At 39.8% G+C, this 19,544-nt stretch carries 10 protein-coding genes; 4 read left to right on the plus strand and 6 right to left on the minus strand.

The window, feature by feature from the left end; all coding sequences use genetic code 11:
• Positions 1 to 43 precede the first annotated feature (43 nt).
• The 3 genes from ACSZOX_RS16490 to ACSZOX_RS16500 all read left to right on the plus strand — a co-directional run bounded on the left by ACSZOX_RS16490 (position 44) and on the right by ACSZOX_RS16500 (position 5,390).
• Positions 44 to 3,100, plus strand: a complete 3,057-nt coding sequence (locus ACSZOX_RS16490) for a TonB-dependent receptor (RefSeq protein WP_437921235.1) — start codon at positions 44 to 46, stop codon at positions 3,098 to 3,100.
• Positions 3,101 to 3,117: 17 nt separating this feature from the next.
• Positions 3,118 to 4,320 (plus strand): metallophosphoesterase, encoded by a 1,203-nt coding sequence (locus ACSZOX_RS16495; RefSeq protein ID WP_437921236.1) that lies wholly within the window; start codon positions 3,118 to 3,120, stop codon positions 4,318 to 4,320.
• Positions 4,321 to 4,538: 218 nt separating this feature from the next.
• Positions 4,539 to 5,390, plus strand: a complete 852-nt coding sequence (locus ACSZOX_RS16500; protein ID WP_437921237.1) for a metallophosphoesterase — start codon at positions 4,539 to 4,541, stop codon at positions 5,388 to 5,390.
• A 347-nt stretch (positions 5,391 to 5,737) separates the two neighbouring features.
• Here the strand turns inward: ACSZOX_RS16500 and ACSZOX_RS16505 are convergent, their stop codons facing one another.
• The 6 genes from ACSZOX_RS16505 to ACSZOX_RS16530 form a co-directional block, all read right to left on the minus strand.
• A complete protein-coding gene (locus ACSZOX_RS16505) occupies positions 5,738 to 7,777 on the minus strand; it encodes a glycoside hydrolase domain-containing protein (RefSeq protein ID WP_437921238.1) in 2,040 nt (679 codons plus the stop codon).
• A 214-nt stretch (positions 7,778 to 7,991) separates the two neighbouring features.
• On the minus strand, positions 7,992 to 9,911 hold the full coding sequence (locus ACSZOX_RS16510; protein ID WP_437921239.1) for an alkaline phosphatase: 1,920 nt from the start codon (positions 9,909 to 9,911) through the stop codon (positions 7,992 to 7,994).
• An 87-nt stretch (positions 9,912 to 9,998) separates the two neighbouring features.
• Positions 9,999 to 11,567, minus strand: a complete 1,569-nt coding sequence (locus ACSZOX_RS16515) for a RagB/SusD family nutrient uptake outer membrane protein (protein ID WP_437921240.1) — start codon at positions 11,565 to 11,567, stop codon at positions 9,999 to 10,001.
• 13 nt (positions 11,568 to 11,580) lie between these two features.
• A complete protein-coding gene (locus ACSZOX_RS16520) occupies positions 11,581 to 14,679 on the minus strand; it encodes a SusC/RagA family TonB-linked outer membrane protein (protein WP_437921242.1) in 3,099 nt (1,032 codons plus the stop codon).
• A gap of 84 nt (positions 14,680 to 14,763) precedes the next feature.
• The gene (locus tag ACSZOX_RS16525) at positions 14,764 to 15,879 is read right to left on the minus strand and encodes a FecR family protein (protein WP_437921243.1); all 1,116 of its coding nucleotides are present in this window, start codon (positions 15,877 to 15,879) and stop codon (positions 14,764 to 14,766) included.
• 79 nt (positions 15,880 to 15,958) lie between these two features.
• Positions 15,959 to 16,564 carry an RNA polymerase sigma factor gene (locus tag ACSZOX_RS16530; protein WP_437921244.1) on the minus strand — a complete coding sequence of 202 codons (606 nt, stop codon included), beginning with the start codon at positions 16,562 to 16,564 and terminating at the stop codon, positions 15,959 to 15,961.
• 233 nt (positions 16,565 to 16,797) lie between these two features.
• Between ACSZOX_RS16530 and ACSZOX_RS16535 the strand changes: the two genes are divergently transcribed.
• Positions 16,798 to 19,494: a carboxypeptidase regulatory-like domain-containing protein gene (locus ACSZOX_RS16535; protein WP_437921245.1), complete on the plus strand. Its 2,697-nt coding sequence runs from the start codon at positions 16,798 to 16,800 to the stop codon at positions 19,492 to 19,494.
• The last annotated feature ends 50 nt before the right edge of the window (positions 19,495 to 19,544 follow it).

Consider the following 19,544-nt stretch of genomic DNA (forward strand, 5'->3'; position numbering starts at 1 on the left):
CGACACCTCAAATTCATTAAACATTTTTAATCACATCAAAAGTATGAAAAAAAACACAAAGGCTGCCAGCAGACTCATGTTCATGATGACTGTCTTCCAACTCAGCGTGTTATCGGCCTCGTCAGCAGATGGACAAACAGCCAAATTGCTTCACGACAAACAAATTACCTGGACTTCAAGCGAAGGTTCATTAGGCAGTGCATTAAGTAAACTAGAAAAACAGTTAGGCGTAACAATTTCGTATGACAAGAATCTTATTCAAAACAAGTCAGTAAAAACAACAAAACAAAATAATATAACCCCACATCGGGTACTCGAAAATCTTTTAGCCGACAATGGATTAAGCTACCGTATTGTGGAAGAAAACATTGTCATTGTTGCCGCCGCCAAAAAGACGACAACAATAACCAAAATGCCCGAACAACGCCATGTGCTCACAGGTTATGTTAAAGATGCTGCCTCAGGAAAGGTTCTTCCCCACTCTACACTCGTAAACTTATCGACGCAATTGCAGACCATGTCGGATGCAAATGGCTACTTTATCATGCAGGGATTGAAGCCAGGAAAAGTTCAAATACGCGTATCCTATATAGGTTACCAAGACCAAGTTTTAGAATTCACAGTACCTCCAGCAGGAAATACACCAGTAAACATTTTGCTCGAAGCAAAAGATAACAACCTCCAAGGGATAACAATCAACGGAATCCGTCGTGGCGAAGCTTTAGCGCTAAGTAACATGAAAACTGCAGACAACTTACGTTACGTATTATCCCAAGAACAAATCGAACGTTTTCCGGATGCAACAGTAGCCGAGGCTTTACAACGTGTTCCCGGTTTAGCTATGGAATACAGCTACGGATTGCCTAGAAATGTCATCATGCGTGGATTGAGTCAGAATATGGGCTCGGTGACTTTAAACGGCACTAGACTTCCTTCTACTCAAACGAACAGCCGTGAGATCGATTTAAATGGTATATTATCGTCCACCGTAGAAGCAATAGAAGTCAATAAAACATTTACACCAGATATGGATGCCGACGCCACAGCTGGATCAGTAAACATCGTTTCTAAATCGCCTAAAGCCGGCGAAGAACAATTCCGGGTTAATCTAGGAAGTGGTTACAATCAGTTACTATCGAAAGTAAACTATAACATCGGGACCGTGTTTGGCAAACGTTATAACCGTTGGGGCTATCTTGCCGATGTCAACTACAGTCAAACCTACCGTGGAGAAGATCGAGTTCAGGTCGATTACGATACTTACGAAATTGACGGGCAAGAACATGTCCTCATGTCCAATCTAGAACTAGAAGGCAGTGACCTAAAACGTAAAAATACAGGGCTACAATTGGAATTAAATTATTATCCAAATAATGCCACCAAATTGTACTTGCGCTCGTCTTACAACAAATATTTTGAGTTGCAAACACGTGGGACTAAATCCTACAATATTGGGGAATATAGTAGTTTGACACAGGCGGAAGATATTAGCATTGGTTCATCCGGTACCCCGAGAGATTATAACCGGGATATCATCACCTTTTCACTTGGAGGAAAAACAGCTTTCAACAATTATGAAGCAGATTTGGATGCAACATTTGCACGGGGACGCTACGATCAACCACTCTATTACGATGGATATTTCACATATTCTGGTTTGAGCGCAACGGTAGACAATAGCGAACCTGCAACTCCTCAATTTCTGTTCAACAATGTCGATCCGAACGATCCTTCAAAATACACCAGCACAAGTTATAACAACCGGCACCAGTTTGCACACGATCAAGATTATCAACTATCAGGAAACATTAAAAGAACCTTTGCTCTGGGCAATGGAAGAGCTTTAGATCTTAAGGCTGGTGGACGTTTACGTTACAAAGAAGATGCGCATACAAGAAATTATTACCAATATACATTGAAGTCTGGCTCGTTAACAATGGATCAGTTTACCTCAGACTACAGCAGGCCTGATTATTTTGGCGGGAAATATGACCTCTCTGGCGCGATTGCCAATGGTTACCTGATGGAAGAATACTACCAACAAAATAAAGATCTGTTCCAGCCAAATGACACTTACATCCGCCAAAACACCGATCCAGATTCGTACAAAGGTAGTGAAAACCTAGCAGCAGCTTATATCATGGGTAAGCTTACCTTAGGTAAAATTGAAAGTGTTTTGGGAGTTCGTTACGAAAGAACAGGTTTTAATTATACAGGAAATATCGTTTCTTTCGATGACCAGGGAGCCTATGTTGCCACAAATCCGGTAGATACAAAAGCCTCATTCGCAGGCTTCTTCCCCTCTTTGAATGTAAAATACAAAATTACCGAACAAACCAACTTACGTGGAGCAATAACACGTACTTTATCTCGTCCATCTTATTACGATCTCGTTCCTTGGGAAGAAATCGAAGTTCGCAGAAACCGCATGAAAAAAGGAAATCCAGATCTAGACCAAAGTACTTCCGTGAATGCTGATCTTCTTTTTGAACATTACCTGAACCCTATTGGATTACTATCTGGAGGTGTATTTTATAAGCGAATAGATGATTACATTTATGAGTCGGTTTATACGCAAGCTGGAGGAACTTACGATGGCTACAGTATTACGCAAACAGTAAATGGCGCAGCAGCCGATGTCTATGGTTTCGAAATTGCTTGGCAACAACAGTTGACCTTCTTGCCAGGTTTCTTGAACGGATTCGGAGTTTACGCCAACTATACGTATATCAAATCTTCATTCGAAGTACCTGGAGAGGAGTCTGTACGAAAAGTAAGCTTACCGGATATGCGTCCCCGTGTTGGAAACTTTGCTCTTTCTTATGAAAAATACGGATTCTCCGGTCGTTTAGCCTTAAACTTCTACGAAACATTTATTAGTGAGTTAGCTAGTGAAGAAGCAAATGATCTATTAGAAAAGGGGCGAGCACAACTGGACTTCTCTGCTTCACAGAAAATCAATAAAAACTTTACTGTTTTTATGGGATTAAGCAACATCAATAATGCACAAGTTCGTTTAAATTTTGGTGACGGCCGTCCAAATGACCATAAATACTACAAACGCTGGGGCAATATAGGTGTAAAATATACCATCAACTAACGATACCCTACATGACTATGAAGTACATTGCTATTTTTATCTTTCTGTTTGCATATGGAATTGCGCAGGGTCAAACATATCCTGCGGGTCAAGAGCCTGATCGCGTCATCTTAAATTTGACTACCGATGCCCAACATACACAAGCGGTAAACTGGCGTACAACGGTAGCGCAGGCTGAGGGACAAATCGCTCAACTTCGCATAGAGAATAATTCTCCAGATTTTCAGGACAGCAGTCTACGCGTTTTCAAAGCAAAGACAACGTTCTTCACCGATAATGAGAAGCGACAGTCGGCCTATCACGCCGTCGAGTTAACGGAATTAGAAAGTGGAACAGTTTACAACTATCGCGTCGGAAAAGAAGGTGCTTGGAGTGAATGGTTTCAATTTAAAACGGCTGATGGCACAGATCAGGTTTCTTTCATATACTTAGGTGATGCCCAGAATGACTTGCGTTCCCGTTGGACACGTGTCTATCGTAAAGCGTTGCAAACTTTCCCAGAAGCAGATTTTGTGATCCATGCAGGAGACTTGATCAACCGCAACAATACCGATGCGGAATGGGGAGAATGGTTTTATGCAGGAACAGGTATCAACAGTTCTTATCCCCAAGTGATGGTGCCAGGAAATCACGAATACTTTCGCGATGAAGAAAAGAAGCTGACACTGGATCCTCATTGGCAACAGCAATTTAATCTACCTACAAATGGTGTTGCCGGGCTTGAAGAGTCCAATTATTATATGGATTATGGCCCTTTACGCATTATCGCCCTCAATACTCAGGTGATTATGCTGGATAGTGCTTACAGAAAAGCTCAAGCCATTTGGTTGGAGAATATTCTGAAGGATAACAAGCAGAAATGGACTATCATTGTCTGTCATCATCCTGTTTATTCGACCTCCAAATCGCGAGACAACTTCCAGTTTTCAGGACTCTTCCAGCCTCTTTTTGAAAAATATGGTGTCGATTTACTTCTTCAAGGGCATGATCACACTTACGCAAGAAGTCCACTTCCGCAAAAAAATGAAAAAAAGCCCGTGTATCTCGTTTCCGTTTCTGGTCCCAAGATGTATGAGATAGATCCGCAAAAGGATTGGATGGAAAAATCTGCAGAAAACACACAACTTTATCAAACGATTACCATAGATAACAATCAACTGCAATTCAAAACATATACAGCAGATGGGAAATGTTATGATCAGTTCGAATTAAACAAATAATAACGCCTTCAATTTAAAGCAGAGCGGGAACCTCATTGTTCCTGCTCTTTTTATTTTAGGTTGTCTGCAAACCTATAAACCTTTTCCTCCGAAATACAAGCTCCAATTCTTTCAATTAGGATAATAAATTCATATCAATAGCATATCGAATTTTTCACACAATTTAACAGCTATATTCCGAATCAGCGGTTAGCTTTGTAGAAATTATTACATCTTCCATGAACCGCAGACAATTCTTAAAGAAAGGAGCAATAGGCTTAGTAAGTTCAGGTATAGCTGCAGGTCTCTATGCCTGGCAAATTGAACCCACTTGGGTAGAATGGACAAAAATCCCTATGCCAATACGATTTCTCCCCGACCATCTTGAAAATAACAGCTTAATCCAAATTAGTGATATTCATATCGGTGAATATGTAGACCTTAATTTCATTATTCGTACCTTAAGCATAACAACTGCACAGCACCCTGATTTTGTTGTTTACACAGGAGACTTTATTCGTCTGGTGGAGAATAAGGTACCCTACGAAGCATTAAAACAACTCCTTCCCCATCTTACCAAAGGTAAAAAAGGTACATTTGCCATTTTGGGTAATCATGACTATGGTTACCATTGGAGGGAATCGAATACAGCCGATGAGATCAGCCGTATGCTTGAACGTCAAGGAGTGAAGGTTCTTCGGAATAACTGCATCGCCGCTGATGGTTTACATTTTATCGGTATAGATGATTACTGGGGAACAAATTTTCATCCTGAAAAAGCGATGTCGTATTATGATGCTTCGGCAGCAAATATTGTACTCTGCCATAATCCTGATGTATGCGATCTCGATGTCTGGAATCAGTATGCAGGATGGATATTAGCGGGACATACTCATGGTGGGCAATGCAAACCTCCTTTTCTTCCAGCTCCGATACTTCCCGTGAAAAACAGAAACTACGATCAAGGTTTGAAAGAGCTCCCTGATGGACGATTGCTATACATTAATCGCGGTCTGGGCCATTCAATAAAAGTACGATTTAATGTACGTCCTGAGGTCACGCAATTTACGCTAAAAAAACAAAGCAATTAATGCGCATCGATAGGTATTTTCCTCAAACATGTGTTGAAAAAAACATAAAAAATGATCGAAAACACCTAAAAAAAACATAAAAATATCGTTTTGGTCTTTCCTGTAGATTTTGGCATAAGCTTTGAATTTGTTCGTTTAAACAGAAGGAAAAAAACTTAAACAACAAGATTATGGAAAATATCGAAATAAAAGCGTCAAAGTTAGGTTTAGAAAAAGGCTACTATTTATTGTTAATGGCTATTTTGGAGGAGCCAAACGAAGCTGACGAATTAGCGATCGCAAGCTAAAAGCACATATATATCCATTAAAAAGCGCAAAGTTTAAAGACACTTTGCTCTTTTTATGATTTATTTCGGTACGACCCCGCCTCCACTAATCCATATGTTGTTCAGGCCGTAACTTGTTGGTGTTTCTGAACTGACGATGCGAAGTACGCCTCCCTGACGAAGTTCGTCATGCCGAATCCATAATCTACCAAGATCTTTACCATTCCATTCGACGGATTTTATATATTTTTTATTTTTATCCCAAGATGCAACTTCGATACGTAAAGGTTTTCCATTATTTGTTAGTTCAACCGATTCGAAGAAAGGCACACTGAGATAAAAAACAGGCTCACCAACTAAAGGTTGATGCAGGCCTATTGCCGACAAAACCCACCAAGCTGACATAGCTCCAGCGTCGTCGTCCATCGTTCGAACAAAAGCTTGAGTTTGATTTTTGTAGATACGATCAATATGAGCCCCAATCCCACGACTGTTATCATTGAAATAGTATTGTATGGTGGTGTCTAAAGCTATGCGATGAACCCATTCCTGGTAACGCCATGGCTTTTCGCTAGCATAGAAAAGTGTCAATGCCTGCATATCGGGTTCATTCGCTCTGTTAAAATAATAACCATCAAAAAAATCATCCAATTGTGCTGTAAACGCACTTTTACCGCCGGCTAACTCACGTAATCCCATAACATCAAAAGGTACATTCCAGCGGTATTGTCGGATTGTTCCTTGATACATATTCCGGGCAGACATCCGATCTACATCATTTTTAGAAAGATCCTTAAACTCCCTTTTCCAAGTTCCCTGATAATCGGCCGATCGCCGGGCAAAAATAGCGGACTGCTGAGGAATCAACCTACTCATTGCCCACATGTCATAGCAAGCTTCAAGGTATTTATCTGGTTTCGTAAAATCAAAACGTAGGGTATCCTTACATAAGGAATCTTGAATCTGTTCGATGTTTATTTCATAGCCTTTTGCTTTTGCATCCAACAACACCACAGCAGCATGTTCCGTTCGCACGGAATTTGCAGGCTCATGCGGACCTGCAAAATCAAATTTACCGTAGCGATATAGATTGGCTATTGAAGAAGTTATGTCTTGGTAAATTTTTGGTTGCAATAACTCCAAAAGTGGTAATTGAGTTTTATAATTATCCCAAATAGCCCAACCGTGATATCTTTTCGTATCCGCCTTATAGCTTCTACCATCGGTACCACGAAAACTTCCGTCGGCTTCCGAAATCATATAGGGGGATTGGAATACACGGTAAAGTAAGGAGTAAAATAAATCTACATTATCCGATGCCCCTTTTACCCGTACGCTTCCCAACAAACTATTCCAAGTATCTTCCGAAGATTTTTTTATATCCATAAAATCCCGAGAGGAATTTTCGTCAACTTTCTGCTCCGCAAAGGCGGTGTTCACTGCTGAAAAAGCGATATCAAGAGAGACCTTCTGCGAAGAAGAAGCAAGTGTTACCCAAATTTTGTTCCCTTCGATACGCCAGTTCTTTGCTTCTGGGATTTCAAAGGCATAGTACACCGTATAAGTTCCCACATGGCAGGTCGTCTTCGCACGTAATTTACCTACGATTCTATTTTGTACTCTTTTATATTCATTATGTACAAAAGCGTTATTGAAAGTATGTCCCAGATCAATGAAAAACCCTTTTTCACCTGTTGGAAACGTATACTCCTCTTTTGCAAAATCTTTCTGCGTAACAAATCTCGCCGAAACAGATTCGGATGTAGTCACAGCATAAAAACCGGGAGAAGCACTTTCTGTCGCTTTATGCAAAATCTGCCCATTGTCATCGCCTCCTAAAAAAGGTCGAACTAAAATAAGACCACCACTGCCCATACACCCCACTCCTTCAAAACGGTTGTGTGTAAACCCTTTTATATCTTTTGCAAGATATTCATATCCAGTATGCGTACCGGGGCTTGTCAATGCAACGATGCTGAGTTGTTGGAACGCTCCTGATGCTGCAGGAGAAAGCTGACCATGATCGCCTGAAGATCCCAAAAAAACATTCACTCGATCCGTCTGCGCAACGCTAAATGTTGCTTTTATCAGAAAAAACAAGCCCAATACTATTTTTTTCATATGTATATTATTTGTTTTTTAATGGGAATATGGAATATGCTTGTTTGTCTTTTGCAATCATGGACATTTCATATTTTAATTTCGTTGTACATTATAAACTTTCCCTCCTGTACAATGGAAGAGAAAGTTTACAATGTACAAATGTATCGCAAATACCTGTAATAAATGGCCTTTCAAATGTTAAGCATGAATTAACATTTCATACGAAACACGACTAACGCTTTGAACGTTCAAGAAGATTTATAATCCTATCAAAAATCACTGTGTTTTGGTAGAATCCCGAAAAATGCCGAGCCCCAGGACCATAAGCCATCACGGGAACCAACATACTGCTGTGATCGTTGGAAGCAAAATTGCCTTGAATAGTTTGCTGATTAGAATCGACGTCTAATAATGTCAACGCTCCCGTTTCGTGATCGGCAACAACAATTACTAAGGTGTGTCCATCTTGATCGGCAAATCGTAACGCATCTCCTACAGCTTGATCGAAATCCAGCGTTTCACTCGTTACATAGGTCAAGTCTCGCGCATGTCCACCATAATCAATCTGTGCACTTTCTGCCATAACAAAAAAACCCTTCCCTCGATTTTTTAATTTGTTTACAGTACTCAAAAGCAGCTCACTCAAGATTGGACCACGGCCATCTTTGATGGGTTTCAAAGTAGAATCTGGGAGGTAAACAACTATTTTTTTTTCAGTTGATTTTAGAAAATCATTCTTTTCACGAAGCAGAGTGAAACCATTCTTTCTTAATCCCACCTCCAATGCCTTCCATTTTTGAGCATTTTGATACACGCTAGGCTTACCTCCAACTAATATATCAATCGTTTTGTTATGTTGAAGCGAAGCACTTATTTCCTCGGAAGCATTCCTATCCAAATGAGAGGTATAAAATGCCGCAGGGGTAGCATCCGATGCATCTCCCGTAGAAATAATTCCCGAATGCATGCCTAGAGACACAATTTTTGATGGAATAGCTGCCAATGGATTACCTACTGTGTCTACGCTCAGCATTCCATTAAATGTTTTCACACCTGTAGCTATTGCTGTTCCTCCGGCACCAGAATCAGTATTTCCTGGGCTGTAAGAAGAAGTAAAAGAAAACCCTATGTGACGCATCATTCCCATATTTGACTTTCCTTTATTTACCGCCAGAGCCGCTTGAATATGCCCTAATCCCATACCGTCGCCAATTAACAAAATCACGTTACGCACTTCATCGTTCTCACCATCGGATAAATAAGTTGGGTGGTATACGGGATATTCTTTTGATAATTGGAAACGTGCTGAAACCAAATCATCCAAATACAGCTTTAATTCGACAGGCTTATCTGTATTCAACCACGATACCCCCATCTTTTCCAAAACGATCCATGTATTTACACTCTCAGGAGTTCCCCAAAGTCTGAATGAAATACCGAGGTCCTTCGCCCGCTTACTATCTTGCATAATCTTTTGCATATCTCGTCGAGGCGGAACACCTTTCCCATTCCAATCGGTGTAGGTATGCAGATCCTCGCTAATCATCCCTACATGTTTAATCTGCTCGTGCGTGTAGTCTATGGTAGGGCGACCATCAAAATAAACCCAAGAAGGAAATTTACTAAACTCGCTGGGTTCTGGCATATTTCCACTGATAACAATACGCACGGGATGAGGCGTTTGGAGCGGATCTAACATAAATCTATACCGTTCTAAAAGCGATAAAAGAGGTGGCATAAGCCTGCGATAGTCTTCTTTTAGATCGAGTAATAATTGTAAAGTCTTTAGAGAATCTGCAAATGGCCGCCCCTCGTTCGATCGGAATTTCATTGCCAATGGTTTCAGATACAATTCTTCTAAGGTACGACCCGAACGAATATTACTTTTCTCATGTGCGGCATATAGGCTATCATTGTGCAAAAATAAATCAATCTCGATAGATTCCATACCAGCAGAATAGGCTGTAAAAAAAGGAACTTCCTGTTCATAATCATTATGACTATGCCCACGCATACTATGCTGCTGTATTTTCTTTCCCGAAAACATGAGTTGCTCAAAGTGATGGCGCATATCCACAATCTCCTGAGCCTGCAAAGCTAAGCTTCCACAACAAGTGGCGAAAAAGGTAAGTGTGTATAAAATTTCTTTCATCGTTTTTCTACATAAAAAAGAGCCGTTCCTGAAAAGATAATTTTACAGGAACAGCTCAAAAATTAGTTATAATTTAATTTTTCTTGTTTACCAACCTTCATTTTGTGCAATTCCAGCATTACTTACGTCTGCTGGTGGAATAGGCCAAACATGATGAATTGTCGGATCAAAATTACGAGCAGCCCAAACCTGTACTACGGTGTATGAAGAGGTAGGGTCTGTTTTTATCGTATGCTGTCTTCCCGTAGCTGGTTTCGCGTAGGCTGCTTGTGCATCTCCCCAACGTACCAGATCGGAATGTCTATCGGTATATTCAGCGGCAAACTCAGAACGACGCTCACGCTTCAAGTCCGTCATCGTTGCTCCTTGAATACTTGCTAAACCAGCCCTATTCCGTACCAGATTGATTTCTACATCTCCACTTTGCCCCTGCATAATTTGGGCCTCTGCTTTCATCAACAAAATATCCGCATAACGTACCAATGGAACATTTAAGTCTGATGTCGGATAATCGCCATTCGGATTCAAGTGATCTGTTGCTGGCGTACGGAAGGGTTGCATATATTTCTTAAATTGAAAACCCGTTTGCGAATTCGAAGAATAATACTGACGATCGGATCCAAAAAGTGTAAATGTATCGTCGAATTCTAAAATAGTCGCTTTCTTACGGTAATCTCCATCTTCAAAAGAATTATACAGTTCTAATGTCGGATGGAAATAGCCCCAGCCATTGTAAAGCCCGTAACCCGTATTTTCAAAAAGCACCGCAGGAAGAATACAACCTTGTACCTTATTGGATACTACAGAGAAAATATATTCTGACGAGTAGTTGTTTTCGATATAGAAAACACTAGCAAAATCTTCCTCAGGATCATCCGTATCAATCAATTTACGACCAGACCCTGAATTGGACACCATATCACAGTAAGTAGCCACGTCGGCCCATTTACTCACGTCATAACGTGCCCATTGTAAATTGGTTTTTGCGAGATAAGCATAAGCCGCATCCTTATTTGCACGACCTAAATCAGCAGAACCATAGCTAGTCAATAAAGGCAACATTTCAGCTGCTTTCAATAAATCAGAAACAATCTGTTCAAAATTTTCGCTGACATGTGCCGGTCTTTCGAAAGTAGTTTCCAACATATTTTCTTCGGTAACAATAGGAACACCAGCTCTTTGGTCTCCGTAATATTGTGACAAATAGAAGTAAGCATAGCCACGCATAAAATAAGCCTCACCCAAAACCTGCTGTTTTACCGATTCCGAGATCTCCATACTCGGCACTTTACTTATAATCGTATTCGCACGTTGGATAATCTGATAAAATTTTTTATACATGCTATTTACACGACTTTCCGAACCTGTGGCTGTAAAATTCCGTACCGCGGCCGATCCCGCATCGGTACGCCCTGTAACCATATCATCCGAAGCATTGATATACCAAAACAAGCCACGCCCAAACATGCTATCATCATTAAAATGTTCATACAGTCCGTTTGCGGCATAAGTAGCATCCGACTCGGTTTGCCAGTAATTTGCATCCGTAACAGTTCCTTCTGGAGTTAAATCGGTAAAGCTTTTACTACAGGATTGCAGACCAAGTCCTAATCCAAGAAGTGCTATATATATATATTTATGAGATCTAAAGTTCATTACTATTTTGATATTAAAAGTTAACATTTAATCCAACTGTGTAGGTTTTAGCCAATGGATAATTGGCCACGTCAAGTCCTATTGTACCAACTTCGGGATCTATCCCTGAATAAGAAGTAAACGTAAATGGATTTTCAGCGGAGAAATATAAGCGAGATTGTAATTTTCCAAAGAAACTAGGCATATTATACCCTACCGTAATATTCTTGATGCGGAAATAATCACCACTTTCAAGGTACCAATCCGATGCAGTTCCAAAATTACTATTTGGATCCTGACGCGACAGGATTGGAATATCAGTATTGGTGTTCTGTGGCGTCCAAGCATTTAACACTCTACTATCCAAATTATACCCCTGCAATCCAGCGTTGTAACCCGTATATTTATAGCCATTAAAGATTTTAGAACCAGATACACCATAGGTCAACACACTCAAGTCAAACTTTTTATAATCAAGATTGAATGAAAAACCATAGGTAAATTTAGGCACAGCACTTCCCATATAGGTTTTGTCGTTATCGTCTATGGTCCCGTCACCATTCGTATCTACAAAACGAAGATCACCTGGACGTGCATTCGGTTGAATTAACTGACCATCTTTACTATGTGCTTGTATTTCCTCCTCCGAATTAAAGATGCCATCATTTTGAATCAGGTAATAGGAATAAAGTCGTTGCCCTGGAGCAGTATGATAAGGCAATAATACCCCCCGAACATGATCACTATGTGCGATAAAATCGTTGTAATAACCATCCAGATTGAGTACTTTATTTTTATTAACGCCAATATTTGCTTGTACGGCAAATTTCCAATTACCAAAGCTATCTTGATATTTTGCAGTCGCCTCAAAACCACTATTTAAAACATCACCCACGTTAGAGGTAGGTCCGCTTTCTAAGCCCACATGTGGATTTGCATCATTTTCCATGAGCATACCAAAAGTAGTTTTTTCGTAATAATCAGCCGTGATATTAAGTTTATTCCAAACCCTTAAATCAACACCTATATCAACAGACTGTGATCGTTCCCAAATAATATCCGGATTAAATTGTTTCGTGACTGCAAAATGTCTAACCAATCCACCATCAGATCCTAATGGAGTCGTTATCCCGGTCGTTAATGGTATATTATACGCATACTTATCAACCGACTGAATGTTACCGATCTGCCCCCAAGAGGCTCTTAATTTCAGGTCATTTACGATATCACTGTTAAAAAATGGTTCCGATGAAATTTTCCAAGCTCCAGACACGGAAGGAAATACATCTGAACGGTTATTCTCTGGCAGACGAGAAGAGCGATCTGTACGGATACTTGCCCCCAAGAAATAACGACCGGCATAATTATAGTTTACCCTCGCAATAGCAGAAGTCAAAGCATCTTCCCAGACGTCGCTTGTTGGGGAACCATTGATGGATTCTGCATTTGCTATGTATTGGTACCATGAATCTTCGCGTTCAAAGCCCATAGCCTGAATATACGATTGTTCGTATCTTGTTTTTTGTGCCGAATACACCAAAACCGCGTCAAAGTTGTGTTCACCGAAACTTTTGGCATAGTTCAACTGCTGATCCCAAATCCACCGATCTTCACGAGATTCTTCTTGTGTAAGGTAATTTTGTAAGGTCGCTCGGCCAATCTCTGGAATTTTTGGATCGAACTGTTTGTAGGAATACCGTTTAAGATTCAACGCAAAATTAGACTTGAACGTTAATCCATCGAAGATCGTAACTTTTGCAAAAGCATTTCCATTGAGATTCAGCGTTGGGTTCGTTACTGTAGGGCGAAGCAAAAGAGCAACGGGATTATAGGTATCACCATAAATACCTGAAAAACCAGATAATTCGGTTGGCACTGTACCGTGAAAATTGCCGCTTTCGTCATACACCGGTGCCGCGGGATTCATATAAATTGCATTGATGATCGCCCCACTGTAGCTACTGGATGTATTTGTCCCCTGCATACTGGTATGGTTTACATAGAAATTCTGTCCAACCGTCACGCGATCAAAAAAATCAAATTCTGATTTCAGACGGTATGAAAAACGTTTGTAACCAGTATTCAAGAGTAACCCTTCTTTATCGTGGTAACCGAAAGAAGAGCTGTATCTTGATTTTTCACTACCTCCCGACAATTGTACATTTGCGTTTAAGATATCTCCCGTCTGGAAAATTTCATCCATCCAATTCGTTCGTGTTACCTGACCCCAAGGATTTTGTTCTGCATCATGCCCTGCCTCCAAAGCGATGCCATCGTTAGTATTTGCCGTGTTATAGGCCTGCGAGTACTGCTCTGCATTTAATGCTGAAGGGAGGTTCGTTGCATTTTGCCAACCTCGGTACAGATCCACATTTAATTTAGGCGCACCAGATTTTCCACTTTTTGTGGTGATAACGATAACGCCAGAAGATGCCTGCGCACCATAAATAGCCGCTGCTGCTGCATCTTTCAAAATATCTACTGTTTCAATGTCATTTGGATTGATAACCCCACCATAATAGGGCATGCCATCCACGACATATAGAGGCTCCTCGTTATTCACGGAGCCCATACCACGGATCATGACTTTCGGATTAGAGGTTGGATCTCCACCTGCAGACATCACGGTCATACCTGCAACATTTCCTTGCATCATATCCGCAATATTCGTCAAAGGACGATCGACTTGTTCGGATACATTGGCAAGTGAACTTACGGCCGTTGTTAGGTCACCGCGACGTTGCTGTCCATAACCGACTACGACCACTTCATCAAGTTCAGATGATTGTTCCTTCAAACGAATTAACATCGAATTACTTTCGCCTTCTTTTACTTCCTTTGTGGCTGTTTCGTAAGCTTCATATCCGACCATGCTCACTTTAATACGGTATTGACCAGCTCCATTTATCCCTTGTAATACGAACATACCTTTCGCATCTGTAGAGACTTGTGCTACGGATTTGCCATTGGCATCCAATAGCTGAACCGTTGCCCCAGGAATAAAGGTGCCTGTATTGTCCATAATGGTACCACGAAGCTGTCCGTTAGACTGTGCCCAGGCATTGGCCGCGACAAACAGTGCAAGACCGCTCATGGCTAACCTAACATTTCTAACAATGTTTCTCTTTTTCATTGAATTATAAATTGTTTTTTTAGTGATGAAGCGATGTTGCAAGTTTTTTACTGACGCTCAACTTGCATATCTTCGTCTCATCTATTAATCTGTTGTTTGTGTTTCTTTTTCCTCTGGAGCTATAATAAGTTCTGCTTGCGGTTTCTTTTGAATGAGAATACGATTATTTTCCGCTACATATTGCAAGTTGTTCATTTGACAAACGATGTGAACAATAGATAGAAGGCTTTCACTATCTTTGAATTCTCCTGTAAAAGACAAACCATCCAAATCAACTGAATCGGTAACAATCGTAACATTTTTTCGACTGGCGATATAACTGAAGACCTCCTCTAAAGGGCTATCTTCAAAAAGTAGTGGGATATTCTCTTGCATCTTCATGTACTTCTTGTTCTTTATCCGAGTGGGGGCGTGATTCATTTCTTGCGACTTAGACAACGCAAAGGATTGGCTTTCTGCGTTAATAGTCAACTGATCTCCCGGTAATAGGTATTGATCAACGATAGGCATAGCAGAAAATGTGGTGGCTTTTACTACAATTTTGCCCGACAGGAGCATAATATCTAGCGTTTTAGATTTTCTTGTATCAATGATAAATTCTGTTCCTAGGGCTGTTGTTGTGTAATTATTCGCCCACACAACAAAAGGTCGGGTGGTATCATGAGCGACTTGGAAGCGCGCCTGTCCAGTTAATCGCAATACACGATCTTTTTTACCATAGTCGGCCGTAAACAAGACTTCACTTCCGGGCGAAAGAAAAACAATTGAACCATCCGCAAGAATCCGTTGTTGTTCTTCTTCTTTTTCATTAAACAAACGGGTCGTATCTTGTCCTACTTGAGCAAAATGTTGTTTACTATCGATACTTGAGAATCGTTGTTCTAATACAATGAAGGCTGTTCCGATACCGAGAAATAGGGCGACTGCCGCTGCTACCATCCATACAGAAGGAAGTCGAAGAGGGACTTTCCTGATCTCGTTAACCCCCATTTTTTTATGCAATTCCTTTAATATTGATTGGTATTCACTATCCGACAACAAGTTGTTATCTGTACGATCAACCTGAGGGAACTCTTGCTCAAGTTTTTTTTTGAGTGATCCCTCTTCTTCCTTTAGCTCTTGCAATAAGTCATGCTGTTGGTCTTTTGTTAAAAGACCTTTCCAAAAATCTGCAATACGCTTTCCAATTTGTTCCATCATCAACTGTAAATACACAGGGGATGGGCGAAGGGGATGCTTTTTTGTATTAACTAATTATTAATAAAACACAAAGAAAACTTTAACTATTGAGGATAAAGAAAAACAACAGCATATAACCAGGGTAATGTTGCAATACATATTCTTTGATTGTCTTGTTGGATTGCTTAAGGTAATCGGTAACAGATTGGGGACTGATACCAAGCATCTCTGCAACATCTTCTTTGGAATGTCCTTCGTACCGACAAAGCTTGAATACTTCTCTTTTACGGGCTGGTAATATATCCACGGCCTCATCTAACAAAGCCATCTGCTTCGCATATCGCTCCTCCTCTTCCCTATCTGAAGTATCTGCTATAACTTCAGCAGGATAATCTGCAACATATTCCACAGCTTCACGAATCTTCGATCGCAGTATATTTAACGATTTATTGTAGCTGACAACAAACAACCATCCTCCTACAGATTCTTTGTTTTCGAATTTGAACCTATTTTGCCATAACGCTAAAAAGACATCTTGTAAAAGTTCCGTAGCCAATTCTGGAGATTTTACCAGCTTCAAAATATTCACATGAACCGATTTATGATAGCGTTCATACAGTCTATTAAAAGCAGCCACATCACCTTCCGTCATCTGCTGTATGTCTAGTTTTTCATTTTGATCGTCTTTTTTCTGAACTTCTAACATCTGTTTGATTTGGAGAACTTCGACAAAATTATCTAAAAACGATTAGCCTATATGTTTACACATTATTATGAAATTATTAAGTTAAGTATTGCAGCATGAGTTGAAGCATCCAATACAATCATTACCTATGTTCATTTTGTACCAAAACTTTCTTCTAAAAGTGAATTAACAATCTTTAACAACCAAAAGTATAACAACAAACCTATATTTGTTTTATTCAATTAAACCTGAATATGAACAGAAAAAAACTACTAACGCTGGGTTTGTTCCTATGCTGTATCTTTACCACTGTTTTTGCACAAAGTCATGGCACAATTAAAGGGGTTGTCAGGAATGAAAATGGATCTTTTTTGGAAAAGGCAACGGTGTCGGTTTTACAAAAACAGGATTCCAGTGTAATTTCCTATACGCTGACGGACAAAGTAGGCAAATTCAACTTTATTAAGCTACCTGCAAACACAGACTTATTACTTTACATAACACATATAGACGGTGCCCCCTTTGCTACCTCGTTCAACTTAAAAGAAAAAGAAATAAAAGATTTCGGAAATCTTTCGTTGGGTGCGCAGCTTTTGGAAGAAGTAACAGTGACTGCTGTCGCTCCCATACGAATGAATAATGATACATTAGAATATAATGCCGACTATTTTAAAACGCTGCCGAATGCCAACATAGAGGAACTGTTAAAGAAACTTCCAGGACTACAGGTCAATATGGATGGCACTATTTATTATCAAGGGAAAGAAGTCTCTTCCGTCAAAGTAAATGGAAAGGATTTCTTTGCTTCTGATCTCAAAATTGCTACACGTAATTTAGATGCTTCGCTGGTGAAAACCGTGCAGGTATATCGGGATAAGGGAGAATCAAAGCAAATTGTCGAAGATGAAGAAGAACTACCTGTCACCATAAATCTTAAATTTAAAAAGGATTTTCTGAGTACAGATTTCGGAAAATTGTATGCTAGTGCTGGAACACGCAACCGCTATGAGGCGGGAGGTCTTTTTAATACGTTTCGAGATACCTTACAAATTAGTTTTATAGGATTTGGCAATAACATCAATCGACAAAGCTTTGATTACAGTGAATTATATGAACACGGAGGCTTAAACCGCGCGGAAAACTATGGCTTTGATAATTTTGGTGGTCGAAATTACTGGGGTATTGGAAATGATATTGCTGGGGGCTTTAACCTAAGCAATGATTGGGGAAAGAAAACAAAATTGAGTATCATGTATATGCTTGCCTCAAAAAAAACCAATAGTGAAAGCCAAAATGATGGCACTGCAATTTTTGATGGTCTGACACAATTTTCCAACGGGAACTATGACAGTGAAGGAAAGTCAGTCCAACATAACATACGATCACTCTTTCGCCATCGATTTGATACAACAGCCTATTTCGAGTTTACACCTAGCCTAAGCCTTTCGACAGGAAGTGGTCAAGATAGTAGCATTTCAAATACCTTTACCCAACAACAAAAATTAACTTACAGTAGAAACGAAAACGAGAATTCCCGACGGAATTTTTCCTATTCTCATAACTTCTTTATAGAAAAACAGCTTTCATCAAACCACGTATTTTCCGTTCGCAATGAAATCCGAACGAATCAAAATAAACAGAATACAGAAGCGATACAACACAGTATACTTTTTCAAAACAACAATCCAGAAACCTATATACTATCCCATACAACCCGCAGTCAACGAGAAAATAATTTTTATGCATCCGCCAGCTACGCAAATAAAGTAATCAAAAAACTCAATTTTGACTATTTTATTTCTTTCCGTGATGTATCACAGACGCCAAAAGAAAGTCTTTATGCCGATAGTACGCAAACAGGTCTGATCCATTTACCTGAACTGGAGAATAACTACCGGTATAGCTACCAAGATTATATCAGCGGCATACGTTTTTACTGGAAACCTATTGAAAAACTAAATATTAATATAGGTACCGCCTACCAGATAAAAAACAACTATTTTGATTTCTTCGAACAACTATCCGCTATACGTAATCGTCGAGGATACTGGCTACCGAACATCAATATACGTTTTAAATCGCTCAATTTTACTTGGGCCAGAGATATGGAATCGCCCCGAACCAGTTCAATTCAAGTGAACGATAACACACTAAATCCCCTACAGACCTCGCTACGCTCTGTTAATTTTGATAATATCTTGCGTCAAGATTATCGACTATCTTTTAATATTTACAAACAGAAATATCAATTCGGTCTTTATTCGGGAATTACGCTTTACGACAGAGGTGTTGGTTCGCGAATCTGGCGTAACGCGCAAACCGGGCAATACACCTTTCAGGCTTATCAATCGGCAGGTCTTTCGAATGCAAATTCGAGTTTACATATCCGTTATCAAGTTTTCCAGCATAAAAAATGGAATGTCTATCTTTCTAACCAATCCAACTTATACATCTACGAGAATTACAGTACAATTAATGATATCGAGAACAAAACCAGTACCATCACAAGCTATATTAAACAAGATCTTTCATTGATGTGGAACAACCTCATTGGAATAACCCCCTCTTATACGTTCAATTTTACCAAAACATTGAACTCCGTGAAAAATAATCTTGATTTCATGGAAACGTCTTATAAAACTCATAAGTTGACGATGGGGATTAATATTCAACCGGTCAGGGGATTCTCTTTGGAATCAAGTTACGCTCTTGAAAATCGAGCGAGTGGGCTCAATCAACGCCAAAATTTTAATATTCTCAACGCATCTCTTTACTATCAACTCAAAAATAGAGGTCAACTTAAGGTCTCTGGTTTTGACATCCTCAACCAAAACACTGCAAATTATTGGGGGGCTAACGGAAATAACACATATTTTTCGAATCAACTTACATTAAGACAATACTTTCTACTTGGCTATGTACACAAATTCAATTACGCTAAAACGAAATAAGAGCAAAAAAGCAGCACCGAAAAATGTTGCTTTTTTGCTCTTATAATACG

The sequence above is a fragment of the Sphingobacterium sp. LRF_L2 genome, from assembly GCF_965644235.1.
GTDB lineage: Bacteria > Bacteroidota > Bacteroidia > Sphingobacteriales > Sphingobacteriaceae > Sphingobacterium.

Coding starts and splice junctions, on each gene's coding strand:
- ACSZOX_RS16490 (WP_437921235.1), top strand. CDS start 44: ATGAAAAAAAACACAAAGGCTGCCAGCAGACTCATGTTCATGATGACT.
- ACSZOX_RS16495 (WP_437921236.1), top strand. CDS start 3,118: ATGAAGTACATTGCTATTTTTATCTTTCTGTTTGCATATGGAATTGCG.
- ACSZOX_RS16500 (WP_437921237.1), top strand. CDS start 4,539: ATGAACCGCAGACAATTCTTAAAGAAAGGAGCAATAGGCTTAGTAAGT.
- ACSZOX_RS16505 (WP_437921238.1), bottom strand. CDS start 7,777: ATGAAAAAAATAGTATTGGGCTTGTTTTTTCTGATAAAAGCAACATTT.
- ACSZOX_RS16510 (WP_437921239.1), bottom strand. CDS start 9,911: ATGAAAGAAATTTTATACACACTTACCTTTTTCGCCACTTGTTGTGGA.
- ACSZOX_RS16515 (WP_437921240.1), bottom strand. CDS start 11,567: ATGAACTTTAGATCTCATAAATATATATATATAGCACTTCTTGGATTA.
- ACSZOX_RS16520 (WP_437921242.1), bottom strand. CDS start 14,679: ATGAAAAAGAGAAACATTGTTAGAAATGTTAGGTTAGCCATGAGCGGT.
- ACSZOX_RS16525 (WP_437921243.1), bottom strand. CDS start 15,879: ATGATGGAACAAATTGGAAAGCGTATTGCAGATTTTTGGAAAGGTCTT.
- ACSZOX_RS16530 (WP_437921244.1), bottom strand. CDS start 16,564: ATGTTAGAAGTTCAGAAAAAAGACGATCAAAATGAAAAACTAGACATA.
- ACSZOX_RS16535 (WP_437921245.1), top strand. CDS start 16,798: ATGAACAGAAAAAAACTACTAACGCTGGGTTTGTTCCTATGCTGTATC.